The sequence below is a fragment of the Luteibacter sp. 9133 genome (assembly GCF_000800155.1).
In the GTDB taxonomy this organism is placed as follows: Bacteria; Pseudomonadota; Gammaproteobacteria; order Xanthomonadales; family Rhodanobacteraceae; genus Luteibacter; species Luteibacter mycovicinus.
In genome coordinates this window covers 1,180,291-1,205,183 of record NZ_JUHO01000001.1, presented here as the reverse complement: position 1 = coordinate 1,205,183, position 24,893 = coordinate 1,180,291, and the positions used below count along the sequence as shown (strand labels likewise).

General features: G+C 59.0%; 19 protein-coding genes and 3 pseudogenes. 9 read left to right on the top strand and 13 right to left on the bottom strand.

The window, feature by feature from the left end:
• Window positions 1-9 precede the first annotated feature (9 nt).
• Window positions 10-840 (top strand): hypothetical protein, encoded by an 831-nt coding sequence (locus tag FA87_RS05185; protein ID WP_043692883.1) that lies wholly within the window; start codon window positions 10-12, stop codon window positions 838-840.
• Between the two features lie 127 nt (window positions 841-967).
• Here the strand turns inward: FA87_RS05185 and FA87_RS05180 are convergent, their stop codons facing one another.
• The 5 genes and pseudogenes from FA87_RS05180 to FA87_RS20660 form a co-directional block, all read right to left on the bottom strand.
• The gene (locus FA87_RS05180; RefSeq protein ID WP_043692880.1) at window positions 968-1,336 is read right to left on the bottom strand and encodes a hypothetical protein; all 369 of its coding nucleotides are present in this window, start codon (window positions 1,334-1,336) and stop codon (window positions 968-970) included.
• A 1,195-nt stretch (window positions 1,337-2,531) separates the two neighbouring features.
• On the bottom strand, window positions 2,532-2,915 hold the full coding sequence (locus tag FA87_RS05170) for a DUF2750 domain-containing protein (protein ID WP_043692877.1): 384 nt from the start codon (window positions 2,913-2,915) through the stop codon (window positions 2,532-2,534).
• A gap of 530 nt (window positions 2,916-3,445) precedes the next feature.
• Window positions 3,446-3,976 (bottom strand): hypothetical protein, encoded by a 531-nt coding sequence (locus FA87_RS05165; protein ID WP_043692875.1) that lies wholly within the window; start codon window positions 3,974-3,976, stop codon window positions 3,446-3,448.
• Window positions 3,977-5,361: 1,385 nt separating this feature from the next.
• Window positions 5,362-5,691: a hypothetical protein gene (locus FA87_RS20665; protein ID WP_043692872.1), complete on the bottom strand. Its 330-nt coding sequence runs from the start codon at window positions 5,689-5,691 to the stop codon at window positions 5,362-5,364.
• Between the two features lie 114 nt (window positions 5,692-5,805).
• Window positions 5,806-6,936 (bottom strand): annotated as a pseudogene (locus tag FA87_RS20660) (IS3 family transposase).
• A 63-nt stretch (window positions 6,937-6,999) separates the two neighbouring features.
• On the opposite strand from FA87_RS20660, the pseudogene FA87_RS20205 reads away from it, so the two are divergent.
• Window positions 7,000-7,209: pseudogene (locus FA87_RS20205) on the top strand (IS3 family transposase); the annotation flags it as partial.
• A 102-nt stretch (window positions 7,210-7,311) separates the two neighbouring features.
• On the opposite strand, the gene FA87_RS20655 reads toward FA87_RS20205, so the two are convergent.
• The 8 genes and pseudogenes from FA87_RS20655 to FA87_RS05105 form a co-directional block, all read right to left on the bottom strand.
• The gene (locus tag FA87_RS20655; protein ID WP_156128497.1) at window positions 7,312-7,836 is read right to left on the bottom strand and encodes a hypothetical protein; all 525 of its coding nucleotides are present in this window, start codon (window positions 7,834-7,836) and stop codon (window positions 7,312-7,314) included.
• A gap of 114 nt (window positions 7,837-7,950) precedes the next feature.
• A pseudogene (locus FA87_RS05145) lies at window positions 7,951-8,994 on the bottom strand (IS3 family transposase).
• Between the two features lie 108 nt (window positions 8,995-9,102).
• A complete protein-coding gene (locus FA87_RS05135) occupies window positions 9,103-9,342 on the bottom strand; it encodes a hypothetical protein (protein ID WP_043692862.1) in 240 nt (79 codons plus the stop codon).
• An 805-nt stretch (window positions 9,343-10,147) separates the two neighbouring features.
• On the bottom strand, window positions 10,148-11,086 hold the full coding sequence (locus tag FA87_RS20930; RefSeq protein ID WP_197062366.1) for an RHS repeat-associated core domain-containing protein: 939 nt from the start codon (window positions 11,084-11,086) through the stop codon (window positions 10,148-10,150).
• Window positions 11,087-12,695: 1,609 nt separating this feature from the next.
• On the bottom strand, window positions 12,696-13,199 hold the full coding sequence (locus tag FA87_RS05120) for a hypothetical protein (RefSeq protein ID WP_043692854.1): 504 nt from the start codon (window positions 13,197-13,199) through the stop codon (window positions 12,696-12,698).
• Window positions 13,200-13,310: 111 nt separating this feature from the next.
• The gene (locus tag FA87_RS20640) at window positions 13,311-13,574 is read right to left on the bottom strand and encodes a hypothetical protein (RefSeq protein ID WP_156128495.1); all 264 of its coding nucleotides are present in this window, start codon (window positions 13,572-13,574) and stop codon (window positions 13,311-13,313) included.
• A gap of 287 nt (window positions 13,575-13,861) precedes the next feature.
• Complete coding sequence (locus FA87_RS05110) at window positions 13,862-14,185, bottom strand: hypothetical protein (protein ID WP_043692850.1); 324 nt, start codon at window positions 14,183-14,185, stop codon at window positions 13,862-13,864.
• 60 nt (window positions 14,186-14,245) lie between these two features.
• Window positions 14,246-16,339 carry a S9 family peptidase gene (locus FA87_RS05105; protein WP_043692847.1) on the bottom strand — a complete coding sequence of 698 codons (2,094 nt, stop codon included), beginning with the start codon at window positions 16,337-16,339 and terminating at the stop codon, window positions 14,246-14,248.
• Between the two features lie 223 nt (window positions 16,340-16,562).
• Here FA87_RS05105 and FA87_RS05100 point away from each other — a divergent pair, with 223 nt between their 5' ends.
• The 7 genes from FA87_RS05100 (at window position 16,563) to FA87_RS05070 (ending at window position 24,888) form a co-directional block, all read left to right on the top strand.
• Window positions 16,563-16,997, top strand: a complete 435-nt coding sequence (locus FA87_RS05100; protein ID WP_043692845.1) for a pilin — start codon at window positions 16,563-16,565, stop codon at window positions 16,995-16,997.
• 302 nt (window positions 16,998-17,299) lie between these two features.
• Window positions 17,300-17,740 carry a pilin gene (locus tag FA87_RS05095; protein WP_043692842.1) on the top strand — a complete coding sequence of 147 codons (441 nt, stop codon included), beginning with the start codon at window positions 17,300-17,302 and terminating at the stop codon, window positions 17,738-17,740.
• A gap of 94 nt (window positions 17,741-17,834) precedes the next feature.
• Window positions 17,835-19,844, top strand: a complete 2,010-nt coding sequence (locus FA87_RS05090; protein WP_052191154.1) for a hypothetical protein — start codon at window positions 17,835-17,837, stop codon at window positions 19,842-19,844.
• On the top strand, window positions 19,841-21,829 hold the full coding sequence (locus FA87_RS05085; RefSeq protein ID WP_275041264.1) for a hypothetical protein: 1,989 nt from the start codon (window positions 19,841-19,843) through the stop codon (window positions 21,827-21,829). The genes FA87_RS05090 and FA87_RS05085 overlap by 4 nt, the downstream gene beginning before the upstream one ends.
• The gene (locus FA87_RS05080; protein WP_043692836.1) at window positions 21,826-22,938 is read left to right on the top strand and encodes a glycosyltransferase family 4 protein; all 1,113 of its coding nucleotides are present in this window, start codon (window positions 21,826-21,828) and stop codon (window positions 22,936-22,938) included. Before FA87_RS05085 ends, FA87_RS05080 begins: the two co-directional genes overlap by 4 nt.
• A complete protein-coding gene (locus FA87_RS20195; RefSeq protein ID WP_043692833.1) occupies window positions 22,928-23,863 on the top strand; it encodes an NAD-dependent epimerase/dehydratase family protein in 936 nt (311 codons plus the stop codon). The genes FA87_RS05080 and FA87_RS20195 overlap by 11 nt, the downstream gene beginning before the upstream one ends.
• Window positions 23,839-24,888, top strand: a complete 1,050-nt coding sequence (locus FA87_RS05070) for a glycosyltransferase (protein ID WP_052191152.1) — start codon at window positions 23,839-23,841, stop codon at window positions 24,886-24,888. Before FA87_RS20195 ends, FA87_RS05070 begins: the two co-directional genes overlap by 25 nt.
• Window positions 24,889-24,893 lie beyond the last annotated feature (5 nt).

Below are 24,893 nucleotides of genomic sequence, written 5' to 3'. Positions count from 1 at the left end.
GACTTACGTATGACATCGTTTCGCTCTTTTCGCTCGTTTCGCGCGGCTGCCGCCGTCGCCTTGCTTCTCGCCTCATCCATCACCGTCGCGGGAACGGTGAAGTACATCGAAGTGACATCCCCCGAGGCGATGCTCGCCGCGAAGGAAAATCTGGTCAGCACGTTCAAGTACCACCTTCGCGGTGCGCAGCGCTACGCGGCGGCACACGGGCCGGCGACGACCACGGAGCGCGCCTACACTGGGTTCCGCATGGAATGGGCCAAGGCCACCGCGGCGCAGGTGAAGTACAGGTGGATCGACAGCACGGGGCGCCCACGCACGACGCTTTATCACGGTCTGTCCGGGCGCGTGGCCGCGGCGGCCCTGCCGCACGAGGCGGGCGTAGCGGTACCGAGCTTCGATATGCCGGACTGGGCCCAGTACTACTCCGATGTGAATCCGAACGTGTATGCGCGGATTCCCGACGGCGAGCACTCCATTCTCGAGGAGTCGATGGCGGGTGACTCGACCGCCCGTCTCGGGCGTGGGTATGACGCGGAGATGCGCGCGTTGCGCACGATCGAGCGCGATATTCTGGCGGGGAACATTCCACGGGGCGGGGTTATCGCGGCGTGGGTGTCACAGCCGCCATGTCAGGCTTGCCGGAAGGCGTTTCAGATTTTCTCGGATGCTTATCACGTGAATATCCATGTGATTCATCTGCCGGCGTATGAGCCGGGAGCGACCGGGGATGTGCGGTTGTTTCAGATGACGAAGAACCGGATGTTGCGGGACTTTCATCTGCGGGTGGAGAACGAGCGGGCGGGGAAGATTGCGGATAATTTTTGTCCGCGGATGTGATTTTTGCGGGCCGGCCACCGAAAGGCGTGGCCGGCCCGCATCGGTGTCTGAATCTTCTTGAAGCCGCCCCCAACCAGGCAGCTGACCGATGCTATCCCGTGCCGAGAGACACGGCCCATCAGCCGGACTACCTCGGGCTCAGTTCTCTGACAGGTCGCTCCGTCACTCGAGCAGCCGCGAACGAGAGTGTCATATGACCTGCCGGCCAGAACGTCACCCTGAATTCGCCGAGGGAGGCCGCCTCACCGGACAACCTCGCCGACGCCTCGAATACCCTCAGCTCATCGGCCGGCGCGACCATTTCCTTCACGCAAACGCCCTCCAGCTCCAGGATCAAACGACTGGCACCTGGGTACTCGGGCAGACCGTGAGTCGCCGCATTGACATCGGACACCTCGACGGATAGCCGACCCTCGCCCAGCTCGCGCCACGATAAGAGACAGTCGTGAAGCAGCCCCTTCTTCTCCAGGTAATGCCCAAGCTCGTCAGCGCGCATGCGTTGTTATCCAATGAATATTCTCAATTCTTCCCGTCAGCGGAAAGAAGCGGGGAGATACCCCTTGCCTAGTCATCCGACGAGGGATCGAGCCACAACTCACTCCCCTCGAACGGCGCGTATACGAATGCGCTTATGACTATCTTCCCGCCAATCAGCACGAACTCCTGGCGAGAGCCATGCTTCACGGCCTCCGATGTTAGTCGCGTCAACGCCGACCCATCGGACGAGGTCATCTCAACGACCACCACATCTGACTCAGAAAACTTGTCCCGTTCAACGCGAACCTTCTTCGGCACGATTGTGATACGGGCGGATTTGCCTACACATTCTTTCGCCGAAGGACCGGCAAAGTAACGCGCATCCCATGCATGTAGCGACTTCGCGGATAACGAGGTATTTTCATCGTAGGCTAGTGCCACTTAAACTCGGTGTGTGTCAGAACTATCGTGTGACGTCGAAGCCGATTTCGCATGGATACAGTTTCCAGTGAGGACGAGGGCAAAAATTGCAAGCGAAGCGCTGATTTTAAGGTTTGAGTTCACGCTGCAAGGCCTTTCGCGTATGACCAGCTTATCGCTGAGCATGCGGTGCAGACAATGATGCGAGAAAAGCGATGGGTCAGCACGAACTCCCTCCGCCTTCAGTAGCGATCCGATCTTGGGTCCGAAATACTTTGACCCAAGCAACCAGAGTGACCAGCATCGCCGCGACTGACGCCCAGATGGCGCGCTCATTCCAGGCCATCTCGCGCTCGGTCAGATATAAGGAAATGCCTTGAACGGAACGGCGACCACGTACACTGGATCCGGGCTGAGTCGAGTTATAGCCCCGCGATCCCAAGATGATCACTCGTATGACGAATGCGAAGACGGCTACATAAAGACATGTGTCTCGGAGCTTCAAGAGCATTGCGTTCTCGCTGCCGCTCAATGGAAATGAAGAAAAGGTTTGCACTGCCTGCGACTAGGTGACCTGAAAATCGGAACGACTCAGCGACGAGATCATTCATTCGCGCGCAATGCACAGAAAAAACGTCGAGCACGAAGCGAAACCCGAGAGCACCGCCTGAAGCGCCCAGCGTCCCGTGCCCCGACATGTCATCGCCTTCCTGCGATTGCCGTGCCCGGGCTGATCTCTTCTCATTTCCCGTAGAGCGCTGGAATACTCGCTTCGTCTCTCACCACGTGCATGATCAGTACTTCTCCAGTTCATCTTCGAGGAAACCGCGAAGCTCGCTGGCAGTAAGGATGGCTCCTGCATCATGTGGCGTATAGAAGATGCCGATCAGCACCCCGCTCTCTTCAAAGTCGGCCAGAAAGGATTCCATGAAGTCATCGAGATCGATCGCTTTGGGCGCACAGGATGCCCACTCACCCACGCAACACAACGCCGCGTAGTCTGCAAACGGCCAAAGCTGAAACACGGGCCGACCGTCGTTGAGCGCAGAGAGAACCCAGCCTGCTTCGTCGATGCCCCAGACCCGCTCGAAATCTGCCGCTCGCTTGATAAAATATCCAAGACGCTCATCACGCGACAACGCGGAGACCGCGGATATCTCTTTTTCGTTAAGACTCATACTCGGGTACTACCTCCAGGCGTCGCACCCGTGATGGGCAATGACACCCGTTCAATCTCGTCCATTACCTGCTCGCTTCCGAGATCCATCCCTTAGTTGTCGTCGAGCATCGGAACTCCTAATCCCATTCCCTGATCGATCTTAAGCAAAACAGATGCACCACACCCAGATCCATACAGCGCACACGATGCTACCTACACCGTGCCCCTCTTTAAGATCGCATCCGAATCGTTCGATCTTATAAAGCCCTCGAGCCAGAATGTCACGAGAAGGCTCCCACCAGTCATTTTTTGGTGGAGAACGTCGGACGATGCCTCGAACACCTCGTGCAGCCCTTTGTCCATCGCTGTCTCCAGTTCCGGCCCCAGTGACGAGACATCTTTTTGCCAGGAAGGCTGACCATCTATCGAGAGCGCGGGGACCCGGGATAATAGACCGACGTGAGGTGGAGGTAGCCAAATAGCAGAAGCACACAGATCGCTACGAACGCTCTTGCTAGCGCATCGAGAGCAGATCTCACCATTACTCACTCAGCTCCACGCTCTGTAATCCGTGACAGGTGACGGCATGCGTTCCATCTCAACCATCCCGGTGTCCAGCGCGTTACGCTTAAGAATGGGAATCTTCCGCTGCTTGATCTCGACCTCGATCAGAGAGACAAGCCGCTCGACGTCATCGATCGCGCTCCACACGGTAACGCCGCCGCGGCGTCGCTGGCCCCGACACCTTAGGTGGTAGTACTTCGCTTTTCCATCTGACGAAGGGAGCGGAGAGCAGTCAACGGAACTGATGGCGTCCCACGGTAGAAAGCGCCCTCGCAATCCAAGAAAGGACCGTCCAATGCCTTCGTTCGAGATCACCACATCGCGGCATATCATCGCCAGACACACATGGAAAATGACGGCGAAGGGGAAAAGCACCTGCACCAGAAACCAGTGTTCCGAGCGGTCTTTCGGGGTCAAGTCGACGATCGCGGCGACAAAAAAAACGATCACTCCCAGAGAAACTATCGGGAGTAGCCAACGCATGACCCCAAACTTGAACACTTCAACATTTTTCATGATCGTCTAGCTCTGACCCCAAATGCCGTTCCATGTGATGCGCACGTTCTCTGAATCTCACTCGCACCCATCGGTGCCATCGAACGATGCGACATGGACGACGGCCCTATTGGAATACGAAAGTCTGGGCGGTCCACAGTGAGGCATGCGACGATCACTACAGTTTTCGGTGAGATGGCGAATCTTCACCGCCATGCTTCAGGCCCCTTGAGCGGCGGTGGCAATCTTTCGAGTTTTGTAAGTACTCCGGATTTCAAAGCCATAATCGGTATACCTCTCTGCGCGATTTCAGCATCCACAAAAGCAACCCAACGATCAATATCAGCGATGACGGTTCTTACTGTCACGGCCCCGAAGTCGCTCCCGCGCCTGGTTTGCAACTGGTAGGACTTTGCCCTTCCCTCCGGGCCCGTAAGAAAAAAACAGCGAACAGATACGATTTCTCCCCAAGGGACCAAACGGCCTGGCAGCCCAGGGAAGGCGCGTCCGATACCCTCTGTCGACACAACTACATCACGGTATGCAAGCGGTGGCCAAATGAACAGCAAAGCGCACATTGACAGGAACCACAAATGAATGCATCCATCGCCCTCGCGACACTGCTCGAACACACGCGTAGTTAGAAACCCAATAACGGCGAGCATGGACAGACTCATCAGCGGGACAAGCCAGCGTGCCGAACCGTACTTAAAGACGTCTACATTTCTCATATGCATCAAAAATACATGCTGCCGTAGGGAAAGTGATAACCACCGGGCGGGGGTTGAGTCCAGCAATCACCGAGTGGATCTGCGGCGCTAGCCACAGGACCGATAATTCGCGACGCTCTTCCGAGGGCACCGCCAGTGACTAACGAAGACTCCGCGACCTGCGTGGCGACTAACGCTTCACCGGAACGGCAAGGTGCGGCAAAACCGAACGCAGCGTCGCACCCGGCGCGCTTGTTAGCTGGTTTACCGGCGGTTACGTTCCCGGCCATAGTACTGACTTAGCCCGATGCTGCGACATACACGCCCGTAGCTAGCCCGCGAACCGAAGTCCCCACCATCGCTGCAACGGCCTCACCAACGACACCGGTCATGGCATCGCCACCAGCCGCACCCGCTGCCGGGCCAGCCAACGCACCGCAACCGCCGGTCACCGCACCGATAATGCTGCCTGCAAGCGCGCCTCGCCCACCACCAGAAAGGCCCCCTGCGACACCGCCGATGACGGCTCCAACGATGCACTGCGGGCAATGACCCGTGGGATCCATATAGTTAGTCGGAGATCCATCAACGTATTGGTATAGGTTTCGCTGGCCAGATGCGAAACCAATAGATTTCTCGCTTATGAATCGACCTTGTGACGGCCGATAATAGCGTGAGCGAAAATAGTATAAGTCGTCATCGTCCAACTCTCGACCGACAAAAGGAAAACGATTGTATTTCATAACCGACGTTCGCGTTGACCGGGCTGGTGGTGGCGCCGACGATCTTCAGAGCAAGCGTGTCGCCGCCCTGCGCCGAGAACGTGCCACGCACGCTCTGCGATGCCCCTTGAACCGAGAGTGTGGTGACCGCGTCCGTCACTTTCGTTGCGCTCTGGACACCGGCCGTGAAACTGGCGCTTCCCTGACCGACCGAGAACAGCACCAGGTACGTACCGGTGCCCGACAGGCTGGGTAAATGGATCGATGACTGGCCGCTGGAGTAGAACAGCCCCTGAAACAGCACCGCGTTTCCTGGTGCGTAAACGAATTATTTCAGCCCCGATGTCGGAATCGAGACATTCGAAGACTGCAACGTGACCCAGGGCTGGTGACCTGCCCCCAGCCGCCGTACCAGTGATCACAGTGAAAGTCCGGGGTTGAAGATTACTGTTGTTGTCGGATTGTGCGCGGTGATGGGCAGCGAATTACGATAGTGGGATGCGGCAACAGCTGCCATGGGACCGAACCTCGTTGTAATCCCGACGCCAGCTTCCAATGACGTCACGCGCTTGGGTCAGCGACGTGAACCAGTGCTCATTTAGACACTCGTCGCGGAACTTGCCGTTGAAGCTTTCGATGTAGCCGTTCTGCGTAGGGCAGCCCGGTTCGATGAGGATGTGCTCGATGCCATGCTGCTGCGTCCTGGCGATGAAAGCGCGACTGGTGAATTCCGGCCCGTTGTCCGTTCGTACGGCGCGTGGATAGCCACGGAAGCAGGCAGCCTGATCGAGAAGCCGTACGACGTAGGCACCGCTGATACCATGATCCACGGCGATATCCACGCTCTCACGAGTGAAGTCATCGACTACAGTCAGACACTTGATCCGGCGCCCGTGGGCTAGTGCATCGAAGACAAAGCCCATGCTCCAGGTCTCGTTCAGCCGGCGTGATACGCGCAGCTTCTGGCGCTCGCCGACTGGACGCTTCGCCTTACGGCGACGGCGCACCGACAGCTTGGCCCCCTGTTACAGGCGATACACTTTCTTTTGGTTCACCGTCGGGAATTCCGGCTTCAAGAGGTCGTGCAGGCGGCGGTAACCGAAGCGGCGGCGTGCTTGCGCCAACTCGACCAGTCGCAGCGACAACGCCTGCGTGGCGGGCGTGGGTATCGGCTCATGACGGAAAGCATCGCGGGACAGCCCCGGAAGGCGGCAAGCCCGGCGCTCGCTGATCGGCGTCAACTCGCACATGCGCCGGATTGCCTCGCGCTTGCGTTGCGACGCTAGCGTTTTACCCCGAACCCGACCTTCAGAGCCTCGATGTCCAGATGGGCCTTTGCGAGCAGACGCTTAAGCCGACCGTTCTCGGACTCCAATTCCTTCAGTCGCTTGGCGTCCTCGGCCTCCATGCCGCCGTACTTGGCCCGCCAGGCGTAGAAGCTCGCGGGGCTGAAGCCATGCTGCCGGGCTAGCTCCGAGACCACCATTCCCACGTCGGCCTGCTTGATGAAGCCAATGATCTGCTCGGTGGTGAAACGACTCTTCTTCATGTTCGTCCTCGTGGTCGACGAACTTTACAGCTTCACGTGGTATGGCCCAGTGGGGCAGGTCACAACTGCCATGACAACGCCGTTGCTGAGACGTTCTTTAGCCTGCTGAGGGAGGACCAAATTAAGGGCCGGATCTATCCCCGTCGCGCGGCCGCATCGTCGGATATATTTGACTACATCGAGATGTTCTGCAATCCAGTACGCCGACATGATTTGGCCGCCGATCTATCACCGGTAGAACGCGACCGGCATTCCGTGCAAACCGGCTACTGAGTGTCTATGAAAGTAGGGCGATCCAACGGCCATCATGACGCTTGTCATGGGTTCTTGCTAACGACGTGACGTGACCAGATTGTCCGGAACCCTCTCTAAAACTCATTCCCACGCCGCCGGTCCCTTTATCGGGGGTGGCAACCGCTCCAAGGTAACCAATTTATTAGCATGCCAAGCTGTCACGGGAATCGCGCGTCGCTCGACTTCCGCACTGACTTTCGCTATCAGTTCGTCGACGTCGTCAATCATCGTCATCAAACGTACCCCTCCGAAGATGGCGCGGTTGCCGACACGGAGATGGTATGTATTGACCGACTGGTCATTCCCAGACAGGACGCCGCAACGAACGCTGGTAACGCGTTCCCAGGGAATGAGACCCGTGCAAACTCCAAAAAAGGATCTTCCGATCCCTTTGGAAGAAATTACTACGTCTCGATAGGCGAGAAGAGGGCTGACCACACATACGGTGACTAAGGGGATACCCACGATGAAGAAAGGCAAGTCACCCGGTCGAAATTGCTGAGCTGCGCGGATGAATGCATAGGTCGCCATGCTGACTATGGCCAGCGAAACAAGCAGCACCAGCCACGCAAGCCTCCCATATTTGAATGTAGCACTGTCATCCATAGCTTAAAACCCGGTAGCTATTGAAAGCCCGCGCCGGAGAAATCCATCCCGGCCCAAGGGAAGTGGTTGTCGGGAGGCGGTGGGGCCTGAGGCTCAGGCGACGTCCCCCCGCCTTTAGTAGCGGTCCGATTCGAGTCCGGGGTTAATGTAACTGTTTCGCGTAAGCCGCGGGAGTCAACCCGCCGAGCGCCTTCTTCGGTCGTTCTTCGTTGTATTCCCGTCGCCAGCTTTCGATTTCGGCCCGGGCATGCAGCAGGCTGGGGAACCAGTGTTCGTTGAGGCATTCATCGCGAAGCCTTCCGTTGAACGATTCGATGTAGGCGTTCTGGTTCGGCTTGCCAGGCTCGATCAGGCGCAGCTGCACGCCGCGTTCGTGTGCCCACGCGACCATGGCCTTGCCGCAAAACTCCTTTCCGTTATCGCTGCGAATGATCTTCGGCAGGCCCCGTGTGACGGCCAGGCGGTCCATGACGCGCGTTACGCCGATACCTGAGATCGCCCGCTCGATCTCGATGGCGACTGCCTCATGCGTGGCGTCATCGACGATCGTCAGGCACTTCAGGACGCGCCCTTCGGCGGTGCGGTCGAAGACGAAATCGATGGACCAAACCTCGTTCGCCGCTGCGGGCCGGAGCAGTGGCTGCCTTTCGGCCGGGGGCACCTTTTTCCTTTTGCGTCGGCGCACCTGCAGGTTCGCCTCCTTGTACAGGCGCTCAACTCGCTTGTAGTTGACCATCTGACCGGCCTGGCGGAGTTTGAGGTAGATCATGCCGACGCCGTAGCGCTTTTGGCGATTCGCCAGCGCGCAGATCATCTCGCGCAGCTCGACGTTAGCGTCGCGCCGCGGTTGGTATCGGTAAACGCTTGCGCTTATGCCGGCGATCGCTAGTGACCGACGCTCACTCAGTTCTCGGCCGATCAGATAGCGCACCAGCTCGCGCCGGTCCGGTGCGCTCACCATTTTTTTCGCAGCGCTTCCTTGATGACCTCGTTTTCCAGGAGCTGCTCGGCCAGCAGCTTCTTAAGTCGGCCGTTCTCCGACTCCAGATCCTTCAGCCGCTTGGCCTCGGGCACGCTCATGCCGCCGAACTTGCTTCGCCAAAGGTAGTACGACGCCTCGCTGAAGCCGTGCTTGCGGCACAGGTCCTTGACCGGCATGCCCGCCTCGGCTTCACGCAGGAAGCCAATGATCTGCTCTTCGGTAAAACGCTTCTTCACGTCCAATCTCCTTCTCGTGGGGGATTGAACTCGAAACCGGGGCGCTACTCAAATTTGGGGGGACGTCGCATCGACGACGACCCACCCCGTCCGCCCCGACGTCAGCCGGACCTCGGCCCACCAGGCATACACGGGCCGCGAGATCACCTTCAGCTGCTTGCTGAAAGGTGGATCGCCGAAGGCGTCCTCCGGCAGGTCGATCTGATCCGAATAGACTTCACCGCGATACCAGAAGCGATCGCAGGCTTCCCCCACGGGGTACAGCGTCACCGCCAGGCACCAGATCAAGCAGAGGTGCGTCTCCGCCCTTCTTGTAGCCCAGCTTCACCGGGGCCACGACGCGGGTCACACCGGGCACCGTCGTTACCACTGTCCCACGCATCGCCTGCACAACCTCCCCTCGCCGCACCATACCCGATGACGCTGCTGTGTCAGAGGGGGCTTTGCGCGTGACAGTGTCGGTTCGGGCAATCCATCGGCCGTACGTGCAGCATTCCGCGGTACACGCACCAGCCTCTTCGTAAGGCACGTGCTCCTTATCTGCATGTTGGGCCCGAAGACAATATTTAGCGCCCCTACGGACGCCTCGCGCCCCTCCGTGTCGATCGGCGGGTGTCGCCGGTAGTTTGGCGACCAGTTCGAGAGCTCACAGGGAACACTCGTAACCGCCCGTACGCAGTCTTGCAAACGAAAATTCCAGTCACGGATTTTGGCGTATACGTAGAATTTACTGCTTGCCCAGTTCACGTCATCCCCGCCACGAAGCACGGCACGTGCTTTTCTTTGCTGTACCCACCAAAGCGATGAATGACGTAGCAGTGCATATATCCGTATCAACGATCGCGGGACCAGATGATCACAGTCAGTACACATGCCACTGCGGCAAAGCTTACCGCGACCATCGTAGGTCCATCATTCCATCTTTCTTGAGACTCGCTCAGGTACACAGTGTAACTTTTAAAAGGGACCGCAATACTGTGAACAGCATCTTGAGTGCGAGGTGCGGTCTGCAAGATGCTCCCATATATCAGCTTTCCGACAACGAAGGACGATGCCGCGATTCCACCGGCAACATCCCTCCATCTTGCAAGGCTCACCATAAGTGCCCCACATCGCCTAGGGTGGTATCGGTCTGACCTACAGATCCCGAGGCTCCTATACCGGCACCGATGGTTACCCCTGCGCCCACCACGGGCTGCCCATGCTCGCCCGGCCCCCAGAAAGCGTCGCCGGTTGCATCAGGCCCCCATCCACCTCCAAGACTAGCGTTATTGAACTTGCCCCCTAGAGCGCAAATCGTATCGCCGTCGGATACCGCCGTCTGCACGCCAGCCGACGCGCCCGGCGTACCCAGCGCTCCACCAAGCCCATCGTATGAGAACGCGGCAACGTTTCCATGCCCGTCGATGGCTGCGCCCATACCAAGCGTGCCAGAAACTCCGACCCCAAAGAAAGTTACCGAGTAACTGACCTGAAATCCGATCTGAAGAGTCCAGAGGCCCAAGGGATCGATGTTATTGATCGGATCCTGAAGGACATATCCGTACGAGTTAGGTCCTGCAGCTAATCGTGTGGGGTCTTCGCTGATGAACCTACCAAGCGACGGCTCATAGTATCTGAAGCGATAGTAGTAGAAATCGTCGTCATCCATCTCGCGACCTGTGTAAAGGAACCGCTCCTGGACCGAAGCCTGGCCGGTTGTACTGCCATACTCACCGTAGTTAAGCCTTCCAATCAAGGCTCCGCCCGGATCGGCAAGCCCTACGGTGCTGTTCAGACCATCGGCGAGAAAGAAGTCACTGGTCGCACCTCTGGCCCAGAGATGCTCGTCGACGAAAGGGCCGTTGACGTAGGATCTCGACCCGTTGCCACCCGATGTCCTGGCAACATCGATGCCGTCGCATTGATAGCGGGTGGGAACAGCTCCGCTCGTACTCTTTGTCGCCCTTCGCCCCAACGGGTCGTAACTGAATGAGAGGACAGTAGTTTCACCCTCCTTGACTTCAACTAGCTGATTTCGCGCATTCCCCACATATCGCCTGGAAATCCCTAACGGGGACAGGGCCTATTCTATTCCCTGAGCACCCGACACATGCACCCCCTTCGTCTCCATGGCTATCCCCTGCACAATGGACAGCCATGATGCATCAGATCCTGTCCCGCTCCCAGCACTTCCGGGCGTGTGCCCGGGCGGTGCACTGGATCCCCATGCGCATCAGCCTGCCGGGAGGCGACAAATCAACAGCCCGCACACTAAAAAGCTGACATTCACACGCCTCGTTCTCGGCGTCACCACGCAGAAGGCATGGGCTAGGCTGCCGGCCGTTCCGCGGAGGCAGCCTTCCATCTAACCCGCATTCCGTTCATTACACGTTAGAACCCAAACGGAACTCCCCTATACCCACGGAGCAAAGCTTTTATCGCTGTCGATTTGATCGCTGGTCAGACAAAATAATCCCCTCGATTATGGCATCGCGAAGCTCGATGCTGACCGCATACGAGATGTCGCCTGTTGAATAATCTACTATCTGAAGCGCGAAGCTCGGGACATCTTGAGGTACACCGACACCAAAGATCTCACCAACTTCAGCCAAAAAAACCATGCTTCCGTGATCCATTGCTGTCGGTCCGAGTTCTGCCGCTCCGTTCACCCTGACCCGACCGGACGAGAATCCATCAGATATCTCAAGGACGTCGAGGTAATCTCGCGGCAGGGCGGTCCGCAAATTTGACAGCTTGACAGAACGATCGGCCGCGCCAATCGCCTCCCGCCAAGAGTCTATCGCCCCATCCAAACACCATTGAGCGAGGCCCGAAGGAGCCGTTCCCTGCGGCCTTTGCGAAGCGCCAACCGGACTCAAGACGTCGTGCGAGATCAGACACGACTCGACAGCGAAGTTCTCCCTAAAATTAGCCTGTCAAGGTACCGACTTGCTCAAGGCTACAGAAACCTGGATTAGATCGTCAGTGCTTAATAGTCTAACTTTAACTTGTGCCACTACGGCCTCGAGGTGCTCCGTCGGAATGCGGGCTGCCCCGTCAAAACTGGGCCGCCCCATTTTCATTCGATAGAAGTTGACTTCTCGACCCTTGGTCAACCGCTGAACTTTGTTTATTTCACCCAACTGCGCCCTCAGTCGCGGCAGTAGCGCAGGAGAAAAAGACAGCTCGAGTGCCGCAAGAACCTCAGCTTCGAAAGGAAGCACTCGCTCTCGTGAAAAACTGAACAGGCTTCTTAAACGCATAGTTTCCTCAATTACCGGAGTCAGCCGCGCGGCGGGCACCGAAAATCGCACTTCCGGCGCCACGCTTGAATACATTAGGAATGCGCGTCCACTGTTGTGCAAACCGATTAGTCATTGAATTAGCGTCTTTCGACGCTCGCGGCACAAAGCGATACCCATATGGATCGGACGATGCATGCTCAGCCGTTGAGACGTAGATCCCGCCCCAAAACGGTCGAGGCCCTCCCGACGTACCTGAGCGATGCTAAATGCCCCCTCTAGATGCAGGCGAGCGTACGCATCAAGAATGCGCCGGCGCCAGATGAACGGATCTCTATAAGCGATCGCTCCACTGCACAGCGGTCAATACTTTTTTTGATTCGAAAAGGCAGCCGAACTTCCCGTAGTTCTCTGAGCTCACTCTTTCACCTGTTCCTCTTGGAACGCTGATGCAGAACGCAGGAACGCGGAAGCCGAAACGTCTAACTGCTCGGTTGTTCGGCCGCGTTGTTTCTGCAAGCGCTCGTAATACGGACCAGCACGATCATGCTGGCCAGACATGCGAAAGAGATAGGCGGTCTCTGCCGCGCGATATTCCTTCGAAACGTGAATGCCGGAAAAGACCCCCGTTACACGCAGAACCGCCGCGTGCCAGGGAAACAGAAATGGCCAAGACTGATCCGGCCGCGACGCGACCTCGTTGGCTTGCTGCATCAGTACCGCCGCTTCGGCGACCCGCCCACCCCGAAACTGCAACACCGAAGCATCCACGAGATCCTCGCGAGAGCGAATCGCTTCGTTGTACGACCATACAGGACTGGCATACCAGCAGAGAAGCATACCGAACGATGCGCCTAGGACAAAAAACAACAGATACAAAGAAAGCCTTTTCATAAGATTCTCTTGCTCTTTTCCGGTCATGAATCGGCATGCCTGCCTTGGGCTCACGCAGGAAGCCAATGATCTGTTCTTAAAAAACGCTTCTTCATGTCCAATCTCATTCCCGCAGTGGATTGACTCGAAACCGGGGTGCTACTCAATCTGTTTTTGGGCATCGATCCGATCGATACCCTTGCCTTCGACTCGTTCTCGAACCCCGCAATGGGAATTAACAGATCGAACGCGAACGCGCCCGCTCTTGATCTGCTCAACCATGCCGTCAATGGACTCTTTCCATCCGCCTTCTGCAACTTCCGACACGCTTTTCTCTATTGCAGCCATGAGCGTCTCATCGTCACGAACGCTGTAGGTGCCCATAGCTTGCATCGTCTCAAGGAGCAAAGCGATATCGCGCATCTCTAGAGTCGTAAGATGTCCGGAGAGCCTCCGCCGAATCACCCTCACGCCAGATGGCCCGTTCATCGCGAAACATGAGGCAAGGTAAGTCGCCGGGGGATGAATCACTTGGTTCCCGTAGAAGAACAACTCTAACTGAGTGTCAACCCGATAGTTTCGAAACTCTGACATACGCTGGACATAGGTGCGCCCGCGAAAGAAAGTAGACTCCAAACTTCCTTGATCGCTAGCTACACAATCACTAGCAAAAAGCGAGACAAGAAACATTAACAAGAAAAGGCGGCGCATCAGCTGTCACCCACCAGTTCGGTTTGACCGTATGCATCGTGCCCGTATGCCCTCACAAGACTTCCACACTGGTCAGCGCCCAACCGCAACGCGCCGTCGGCTGTCCGCACAAGGTCCCGGGTCATAAGCGTCGGCAAAATGCCGAAGGCCGCCACGAACCCGACGGCGATCGACGAGGTGCCAAGGATATGAATCCAGTCGTCAGCCGGCCGGATCTGCGATACAGCCACCGCGAGCGCCCCGACGAGCAAAAGGAGCCCACATGCCTGGAAGACACGCTTATCCAGCGTCGAAAAAATACGCTCGTCACCCGGCTCTCTCATGCACCACCTCCTCGTCCATGAAAGAACGGCGACCCTAAGGCCGCCGCTCAATGACTACGCTTACTTCGCGCCAGCCCCGGGAGCCGTCCACTCCTTCAACCACGCATTCACCGTCTCATGCCACTGAACACTGTTCTGCGGCTTCACCACCCAGTGATTCTCATCCGGGAAGTGCAACAGCTTGCTCGGAATGCCACGACGCTGCAGTGCCGTAAACGCCCCCAGTCCCTGCGTTTCCGGAATGCGGAAGTCCTTACCGCCGTGGATCACAAGCATCGGCACGCGCCAGTCCTTCACATGATTGATCGGGTTGAAACGCTCGTAGTTCTCGGGATGATCGAACTGCGTACCGCCGTTCTCTTTCTCTTCGAACCAGAGTTCTTCGGTGTCGTAGTACATGGCACGCGCATCGAAGACGCCGTCGTGATCGACGAGGCACTTCCAGGGCTGGTTCCACACACCGGCGATCCAATACACCATGTATCCGCCGTAGCTCGCGCCCAGAGCGCAGGCACGATCGCCATCGAGGAAGCTGTACTTCGACAGCGCGGCACTCCAGCCGAGCTTCAGGTCTTCCAGCGGCTTGCCGCCCCAGTCGCCCGAGATAGCGTTCGTAAAGGCCTGACCGTATCCGGTTGAACCGTGGAAGTTCACCGTCACCACCGCGAAGCCCTGCCCCGCATAAGTCTGGGCGTTCCAGCGATAGCTCCAGCTATTGGTCATCGCGCCCTGCGGGCCGCCATGAATGATGAAGGCGACCGGATAGGTCTTGCCCTTCTTGTAGCCGACCGGCTTGACCACGTAGCCCTGCACGCTGTCGTTGTTCGCACCCTTGAAGGTGAAGAACTCGAAGTCGCCTGTCTGTGCGCCCTTGATGCGCTTGGCGTTGAAGTGCGACACCTGCTTGAGACCCTTTCCTTTGAGGTCGGCGGTGTACAGATCCGCCGGACGTTTGAGGTCGTCGCGCGTCAACAGGATCTTCTTCGTGCCCGCAGAGAAGCCACCCACCGCACCGTCGGTCACCAGGATGGTCGCCTTACCGGTCGCGACGTCCACAGCGAACAGCGGATGCTGGCCTTTGTCGTCGGTCGTGGTGTAAAGCGTCTTGCCGTCCGCCGAAATCTGCAGGCTGCTTGCCGAAGCGTCCCACAACGGATCGATCTCGCGCTTCGCGCCCGTGGCGATATCCAGCGCCCAGATACCGAAGCGGTCCGCTTCCGAGCCCGGATCCTTCATGGCTGTATAGAAAAGCGTCTTTCCGTCCGGCGACACCAGCGGGTTAGCGTCCCACGCGAGGTTGTCCGCCGTCAGGTTTGTCGGCGTGGCCGAACCATCGGCCGGAACGCTGTAGACGTCGAAGTTGGTCGACCATGGCTCGGTCGTGCCGGCGATGCGGGCATCGAAGTAGACGGTCCTGCCGTCGGGCGAGAAGGTGAACTCGTCCTCGCCGCCGAAGGGCTTGCTCGGCACGTCGCCATCGATACCGCGGCTGAGCAACAAGGGCTGCGAGGGGGCCGACGCATCAGCGATATAAAGCTGGTTGCGGCGACCATCGGCCCAGGTATCCCAGTGACGGACGAACAGCTTGTCGTAGACCGTGCCAGTGGACTTGTCCTTTTCCCGGCCATCCAGGCGCTCCTTGGTACAGGCCAGGTCGGCGCAGTCGGTGAAGACCTCGTAGCTCAACAGCAGCTTCGTGCCATCGGGCGATAGCTTGAACGAGCCGACGTCCAGCGGACCGTCGGTCACGGCGTCACCGGCGCGGACGGTCAGCGCCAGACTCTTGGTGTTGTCCGCCTCAAAGCTACGGTGGAAAACCTGGGCCACGCCGTCCTTTGGCGTCGTGTAATAGATGGACTGCCCATCCGGCGCCCAACGGGGCGAGGAGCCCTTCTCCACCACCTTGACCGGCTGCGGCGGCTTATTGAGGTCCATCAGGTAGATGGAGGTCACCCCCTTGTTCGCGGCGTAGTCCGTGGCTCGCACGGTGAAGAGCGCATAGCGGCCGTCCGGCGAGAGCTGCGGGTCGCCTACCCGGTCCATCATGACGAGGTCGCGGATGGAGAACGGGTGCGTGGCGGCGCTGTCGGCGTCGGCGGCCAGGACTGGGCCGGACGCGAGGGCGAGGGCCAGCGCGGCGAGGAGTGGTTTCATGGGTACTTCCCTTGATATGGCCGCTGGCGACGGTAAGGCCTGACGAAAGCCGGCGCAAGCGCCGCCCCCGTCTACCTGTCCTGACATCTATTCGCGATCAGGCCATCCACTAACGCTGATTAGGTGATGCGGATCACGCTTGGCCATGCAGCCGGTAGGCGCGAAGGCCATTTGGTACAAAACCTGCTGTGACGTTTTGTAGCTTCCAGGGGAACTCAGAACTATGTACCAACGCCGCGATGCCGCAGGCTTTACCTTGATCGAGTTAATGATCGTCGTTGCGATCATCGCCATTCTTGCCGCTATTGCCATTCCGGCTTATCAGGATTACGCCGTCCGCGCCCAGGTGTCCGAGGGAATCAATCTCTCTACCGGCGCGAAAACCGCGGTATGGGATTTCTTTGCCGATAAGGGCCGACTCCCGCCGGGAAATCTGTCCGCGGGACTGGCGGCCGAAACGTCCATCGCTGGCAAGTACGTATCGTCCGTCAAAGTAACGAACGGCGCGATTGCTGTGAAATTTCAGACGGCCAGCGCAAATACCCACGTTCAAAACGGCGTGCTGACGCTTTCCCCGATTACAAACGCTGGCAGCATCGCCTGGGTTTGCAAGGGGTCGCCGATGGACGCGCGTTATCTTCCCTCGTCGTGCCGCTAAGTCGAATGTGACCTTTCGTGTCACCTTATGACCCTATGCGTCACAGCGCATCATGTTGAATGTCCGGGAAATTTTCCTGTTGCTCGCCAGACGTGACAACGGGCACAATTCCGGCAGGCGTAATATGAGGGAATACGCGCCGTCACCCGTGGCACGCAACATGCAGGTGACATCACGAGCTTCCTGGTCGTTCCTGACCACGTGAGTGAGAAAGGGGGCCGACCCTTCCTAGGGGGATTCGGAACCGGGGCTCAGGGGGCATCACAATCGGTTAGCTAACCACCACAAAGATAGGAAACGCCATGAAGAACGTGCAGAAAGGTTTTACCCTGATCGAATTGATGATCGTCGTCGCGATCATCGCCATCCTGGCCGCCATCGCTATCCCGGCTTACCAGGACTACACCATCCGCGCCCAGGTGTCGGAAGGCCCGGTCCTCGCTGACGGCGCCAAGACGGCTGTTGCCGAGTTCTTCCAGAACAAGGGCACCATGCCGGGCAGCAACGCCTCGGCCGGTCTCGCTGACAAGGCCAGCATCAAGGGCCAGTACGTTTCGCAGATCAACGTGTCGGCTGGCGGCCTGATCACTGCCTACTACGGCGGCACCAAGGCCAGCAGCAAGATCCCGGCGACGTCGACGCTGGTTCTCTCGCCGATCACGAACGTCGGCAGCATCCAGTGGGTCTGCAAGAACGGCACTGGCATCAAGCCGAACTACCTGCCGTCGAACTGCCGCGCTTAATTTCGCGCCAAGCATCTCGTACAGAAAAAAGGAGCCTGAAGAGGCTCCTTTTTTTTGCCACGAGAATTCGCTCGCGCTGACGTAAACTCTTTTCATGACATCGCGCTCCTACGCCGGCGTGGCCGGACTCATGATTGTGCTTGCCCTGTCGTGGTTCGCGTACCACCCCGGCATACATGGCCCCTTCCTTTTCGACGACTATGCCAATCTGCCTGCTCTCGGGGCGACAGGTCCTGTCGATAACGGAGCGGCTCTGGCCCGCTACCTGACGTCCGGGGGCGCGGACCCCACCGGACGCCCGGTGGCGTTGGCCAGCTTTCTGATGGATGCGCACGATTGGCCCGCGGATGCCAGCGCGTTCAAGCGCACCAATGTGTTACTCCATTTGCTTAATGGAGTGATGCTGTTCGTGTGTTGCCTGCTGCTGGGCAGACGCTATGATCCTGCCGGATCGCAGCCTTCGGGCCGCCTGGTATTGGCCGCCGCGTTTACAGCGGGTGCCTGGCTGCTTCATCCCTTGTTCGTTTCGACCACCCTTTATATCGTCCAACGTGAGGCGATGCTCGTCGCCACGTTTGTTCTGGCCGGCCTGCTGGGCTGGCTGACGGGCATGTCACAGATGGACGCTGGACATCGCACGCGCGGATCACTGACAGCCCTCACTGCGATGGTGGGGTGCACGGCTCTGGCCATCCTGTCCAAAGCCAACGGCGCCCTTCTTCCCGCCCTGATCTTCATCGTTGAAGCGACTTATCCCGGAGCATCCGCCAACACGCGCAAGATCCTACCGTGGTCTCCTTCGCTCCCCTGGCAGATGCGCATCGCGCTGGCATTTGGTTGGTGTGTTACGGCCGCCGTCATTCTGATGGTGATGGTCTACGCATTTCACGGTGCGCCCCCGCAGCGGCCATGGACCATCGGCCAGCGAGTCATCACCGAGCCACGCGTGCTGTGGGATTACCTCCGACTGCTGTGGCTCCCGCATCCGTATACCGCCGGCGTATTCAATGACCAGTTGAACGCATCCACTTCACTGTGGCATCCCTGGACAACGCCGATCGCCATGGTGGGACTCATCGCCCTCGTCGTAGCGACCGTTCGTATCCGGAAGTACGCGCCATCGATCGCTTTGGCGCTGGGGTTTTTTCTTGTCGGGCATGCCATGGAAGGCACTACGGTGCCGCTTGAGCTTTATTTCGAGCACCGGAACTACGTGCCCGCCCTTCTGATGTTCTTCCCTCTTGGGCTATGGCTGAGCGGGCTCGTCTCAGGCAGGCAACCGGTATCCGCCCTCCTGCGCACTAGCCTGGCAGCCATCCTGTTGCTAGCGCTAGCCACCATGACCTGGCTCAACGCTTCGCTGTGGGGCGACACGCGCGATCAGGCTGAACTCTGGGCCAGAATGAACCCCGCATCAAGGCGCGCGGCAGTGAATGCCGCCCAGGCAGACCTTGTACAGGGGCGCCCTCTGGAGGCCGTCAAACGGCTCAAACCGATGCTTGTCGAGCATCCCGACGAAGTCCAGGTCGCGTTCAACCTGCTGGCCGCGGAATGCGCCGCCGGGACGGCCTCGGACGACGACATCCGCCACGCGCGCCAGGCGCTCATGACCAGCGCGGACCCAGGCTCCCTGATCGTCACTTGGTTCGGGCGCGCGATCACGGCTGCGAAGCATGGCGAGTGCCCCGCGCTCGGACTCGATGCTCTGGGCAGCATCGCGCAGGCAGGCCTCTCGAATCCACGCTTCAGCAGTGGCCGCCGACAAGATCTGCTTAATGTAAGTGGGTCGATCAGGCTGGCCCGCGGCGATGGCCGCTCGGCCCTTGCCGATTACAATGCGGCACTCCTGGCCGATCCTCGTCCGGGAATTGCTCTGGAGCAAGCCGCCCTGTTGGGCTCGGCGGGTTTCGCCAACGAGGGACTAGCTCACTTGCAACTATTTGACAGCGTGGCTCATCAGGTGGCTCCGGCCGGTCCGGGCATGCCTTCGGTGCACGCCTGGGTCCTGGACTATCAGGATTACTGGGCGAAACAAAACGCACACCTGAAGGCCGCTCTGCTCGAGGACATACATAACCCATCAAGCAGGGACATCGCCCATTGAACACTTCGCTCAGGTCGCTGGCGCGCTCTCCCTGGTTGTGGATGATCGTGTTGAGCCTCGTGGTGGCGGCCGCCTATCTGCCAGGATTGTCTGGCGGCTGGTTTTTCGACGATTATCCCAACATCGTCGACAACCGAGGCGTGCAACCTGGCGATGCAAGCATCGCCTCGCTGACCTCCGCGGCACTGTCCTCACCATCGAGCGAATTCAAACGCCCCCTGGCGTCACTGTCATTCGCGTTCAACTATCTGGCTTCGGGCCTGAATCCCGAACCCATGAAGGCGACCAACGTCGTCATTCACTTGCTAAATGGCTGGATCGCGTTTCTGCTCGTCCGCCTCCTTATGGCTGGCGCAACACGACAGGTGACCCTAGGCGACACCTGGCGCGCGGTTATCGTGGCCTTCCTCTGGATGGCCCTGCCGATCAATCTCACCGCGGTGCTTTACGTGGTGCAACGCATGGAGAGTCTGGCCAATCTCTTCGTGCTGCTTGGCCTGTTTTCTTACGCATCCGGCCGTCGGCGCATGCTGGCGGACGGCAACGGCAACGGCAACGGCAACGGCTGCGTGCTCGCAGCCGGTGGCATGGTGCTGGCCAGTGCCGTCGGAATACTGGCGAAAGAAACCGCCATACTTACACCCCTCTACGCGCTTCTGATCGAAGCCACGGTGTTTCGCTGGAAGCGATCGCCGCGGGAAAGCCGGCGCGACGGTCCAAGCCGCCGCGTTATCGCCCTCTTTATCGTAACGTTGGCGTTGCCCCTCGCCATAGGCGCTGTCGTGATCGTTCCGCGCCTACTCGCCGATGCTACCTGGGCACCCCGCCCTTTCACGCTCAGCGAGCGGCTTTTCACCGAGTGCAGGATTGTCGCCTCCTACCTTCGCTGGACATTGCTGCCGTCTCCTGGCGGACTGTCGTTCTATCACGACGACCTGAAGGTCTCGACGGGATGGCTCGCCCCCTGGACCACCCTAGCCAGTGCAATGCTGCTGGCTGCGCTTGCCATTTTCGCCATCGCGATCCGGCGACGGCTGCCCCTCGTAGCACTGGGCATCGGCTTTTTCTTCGCCTGCCATCTGTTGACGGCCACCATCATCCCTCTCGAGCTCGTTTATGAGCATCGCAACTATTTTGCCAGCCTCGGCATCATCATCGTTCTGGTCACCCTGCTTGCAGGCGGTGGGAACCCGGACCGGATCCACGATGAAGCCGTGCGACCCCGAGCGGCGTTGCTCGTCATTGCCTCGTTCGCATGGCTTTCATTTACGGCGTTCACCGCCTACAAATGGGGCGGTGATCCGCTGCGGTTACCGACCGAGCTCGCAGTGAGGGGGCCGATGTCCCCACGCGCCCAGTACGGATTGGGCCGCGTTTACGTCATCGCCACGGGCTACAAGCCGGATTCACCGTACCTTGAACCCGCCTATAAAGTGCTCGAAAAGTCAGCTTCGCTCCCGCGATCGTCAACGCTGTCCGAGCAGGCCCTGATCTTTCTCAACGCCCGCATGCACCTGCCTATAAAGGACGAGTGGTGGGCATCGATGCGCAAAAAACTGGAGATCGGTCCCGTCGCCATCGAGGACGAAAGCGCGATCATGTCCTTGGCGGCATGTAAAATGAGCGGCGAATGCGACCTCGATCCGCAGAGAGTGCTCGAGCTTTACGTTACCGCCTTGTCCCACGACAACCCGCACGCACGTCTTATCGGCGCCTATAGCGATTTCGCATGGACCGCATTGCAGGACCAGAAGCTTGGCTATGACATGGCAAAGCTAGCGGCCCAGACGGAACCCAATGAGCCCGCATATCACATCACCGCGGCGAGACAAGCGCTTGCGCTTAACGACTTGCCTACCGCGCGCCTGCAGATCGCGGCGCTTGAACGGTTGAACGTCGGCGGTCGCCTGTCGTCGACACTGAGTCCGCTGCGTTCGACGCTGGCAAACAAGGAGCACGATGCCGCTCCCGTGGAGGCTCGATGAACATCCTGATGGTCAGCACGTCGTATCCCGCCGACGAACGCGACTGGCGAGGCGTCTTCATCCGACATCTTGCCGCTGGCATCGCACGGTTGCCTGGAACGCGGCTGCGCCTGTGGTCGCCACCCGGCGTGTTGCCGTACGGCGTCGAGGCTGCCACCACGCCACGGGAAGCGAACTGGTTGAAGGCACTGATGGTCGCTGGCGGCATTTCGCATCTCATGCGCGAGAATGGCTGGCGTGCCGGACTCGCACCCGTACGCCTGATCGCCGGACTACGGGCCTGCTATAAGCGCGAGACGGTGACCGACATCTATCATATCAACTGGCTGCAATGCGCCCTCCCCCTTCCTAACGATGGCAAGCCCGCCGTTGTGTCGATTCTCGGGAACGACCTGAACCTGCTTCGCCTGCCCGGGATCAAGATGTTGTTGCGTCGACGTTTGCGCAAGCGCGAGAGCGTGCTCTGCCCGAATGCGGAGTGGATGGTACCGCTGCTGAAGGAGGCTTTCGGCGACATCGCGCGCATCGTGCCAGTCTCTTTCGGTATTGACGACGCGTGGTTCAAAATACATCGAGCCCCTGTGCGGCCTAACCGCTGGATTGCCGTGACGCGGCTCACTGCGAACAAACTCGGGCCGCTGTTCCAATGGGCAGAACCACTATTTTCCGGGAGCGAGCGCGAGCTCCATCTTTTCGGGCCCATGCAGGAACACACCGACATCCCACCGTGGGTCCATTACCACGGAGCAGCCACACCGGAAGATCTGGCCACGACGTGGTTTCCCGACGCTCGTGGCCTTATTACCCTAAGCGTGCACGCCGAGGGCCGCCCACAGACCATGCTGGAGGCTATGGCATCCGGTTTGCCGATCATCGCCTCCAACATGCCCGCCCATGCCACTATCATCGAGCATGAGCGAACGGGTTTCCTGTGTAGCAGTCCGACGGAATTCACCGCGTCGATCCACGCACTCGAAAGCGACGACACCGCCAAACGCGTCAGCGAGCAGTGCAGACAATGGGCTAAAGAAACCTTCGGCAGCTGGGACGATGCGGCAGCAAGATACGCTTCCATTTACGCGACACTCGGGAACCCGCATGGCGAATGAGCCACTCCTTCTGGTAGGCGCCGCCGGATTTGTTGGGCGCCACCTCACGCGCGCTCTGCTCGACAGCGGTAAACGCGTAATTGCAATCACCCGGCGTGGTCAGGCGCCGATAGATCCTCGTGCCAAACAACTTTCGGCAGAAGCGCTGGGAGACGACCTGCACGCATGGACGGAACAGGTTGCGTCCGTCGGTGCGGTGATGCACCTTGCGAGCGGTTCCAATCCGGGTAGTTCTGCGGGTGCGCCAAGAGCCGAACTGACTCAAAACCTGCTTCCTTTATTCACACTGCTGGAAGCACTGCAAAGTCACGCGCATATCCCCTTGCACTACATGTCCTCGGCGGGATCGCTTTACGGTGCGAAGCAAAGCGGCTCCAGTGCGGAGTCCGACTTGGTCGATCCGCGCTCCTACCACGGCGCGGGCAAAGTTGCCGCGGAGCATTTCATTCGGGCATGGTGTGCGCAATTCGGTGGCACGGCGACGATCATTCGCCCTTCAAACGTCTATGGACCCGGCCAGGAGCCCCGGCCCGGTTTTGGCGTGATCCCGAACGCCTTCGCGAGAATGCTTCGCGGCTTGAGCATGGACGTATGGGGTGATGGAAGCCAGACACGGGACTATATTTTTGTCAGCGATGTAGTCGATCTGTGCGTCGCCGCCCTGCGGCGCCCGGCACGCTCAGGCGCCCTGACGGTGAATGCCGCCAGCGGTTCAAGCACCAGCCTCAATGACCTGTTTACCCTTCTCGAAGGCACAAGCGGATTACCGCTTAAACGGACCTATTTTCCCCAGCGTGCGGTGGATGCCGACCGCGTGGCCATCGACATTCAGGTCGCAGCGAAGGAACTGGAATGGATGCCGCGAATGTCGCTAAAGACCGGCCTTGAGGAGACCTGGCGATGGATTCGCTCGACGGAGGGCTGACCCCGGTAGCCGCCGCTCCCGACTGCGCTGTATGCATCGCTAATTACAACGGGCGCGCCCTGCTGGCGGACTGCATCGACTCTATCCTTGCCCAGGAGTCTGCGGCGACCGTCGAGATCATCGTCCACGACGATGCGTCCACGGATGACTCCGTTGTATTCCTGCGCGAACACTATCCGCAGGTGAGGGTTATCGTCAGTGAGACCAACGTCGGCTTTTGCGTTGGCAACAACCGCATGGCAGCAGCCACCCGGGCATCCTATCTACTCCTGCTGAACAACGATGCAGCCCTGATGCCGGGCGCGCTGGCATCGCTGCTGACGAAGGCGCGATCGACGTCTGACGAGCTTGTCCTGACGCTGCCTCAGTATGACTGGCAATCCGAGGCTCTTGTGGACCGTGGATGTATGCTCGATCCATCCTACAATCCCATACCGAATACGGCCGTCGGCGAGCGCGAGGTCGCCATGACCATTGGCGCCTGCCTTTGGATCAAGCGCACGTTTTGGAATCGCCTGGGTGGATTTCCCGCCTGGATGGAATCCATAGGTGAAGATCTCTACCTTTGCTGCGCGGCGCGCCTGCACGGAGCGCACGTAATCGCCTTGAACGAAAGCGGATACCGCCATTGGCAGGGAAAGACGTTCGGGGGAAATCGCGTCCACGAAAATGTGCTGTCGTCCACCGTGCGTCGCCGGCGCCTAAGCGAGCGTAATAAAACCTTTACGCTCGTCACGTGCACTCCGGGAATCGCTGTGTGGCCGCTGCTTGCCGTACATCTGTTTGCGCTGCTTGTGGAAGGCGGCGTTCTAGCATTCGTACGCCGGGATAGTTCAGTGTTCCGCGACATCTACCTCAACGTACCGATCGAACTGCGCCGGAACCGGAAGATGCTCATGAGCGTGAGAGCGAGCAATCTGGCTTTGCGTCACCTCGGACTGATCCGATACCTCCAGCCCTTCCGCCCGATACCCAGGAAGCTGATCATGCTGTTTCGATACGGCTGGCCAAAGCTCACTCGCTGACGACC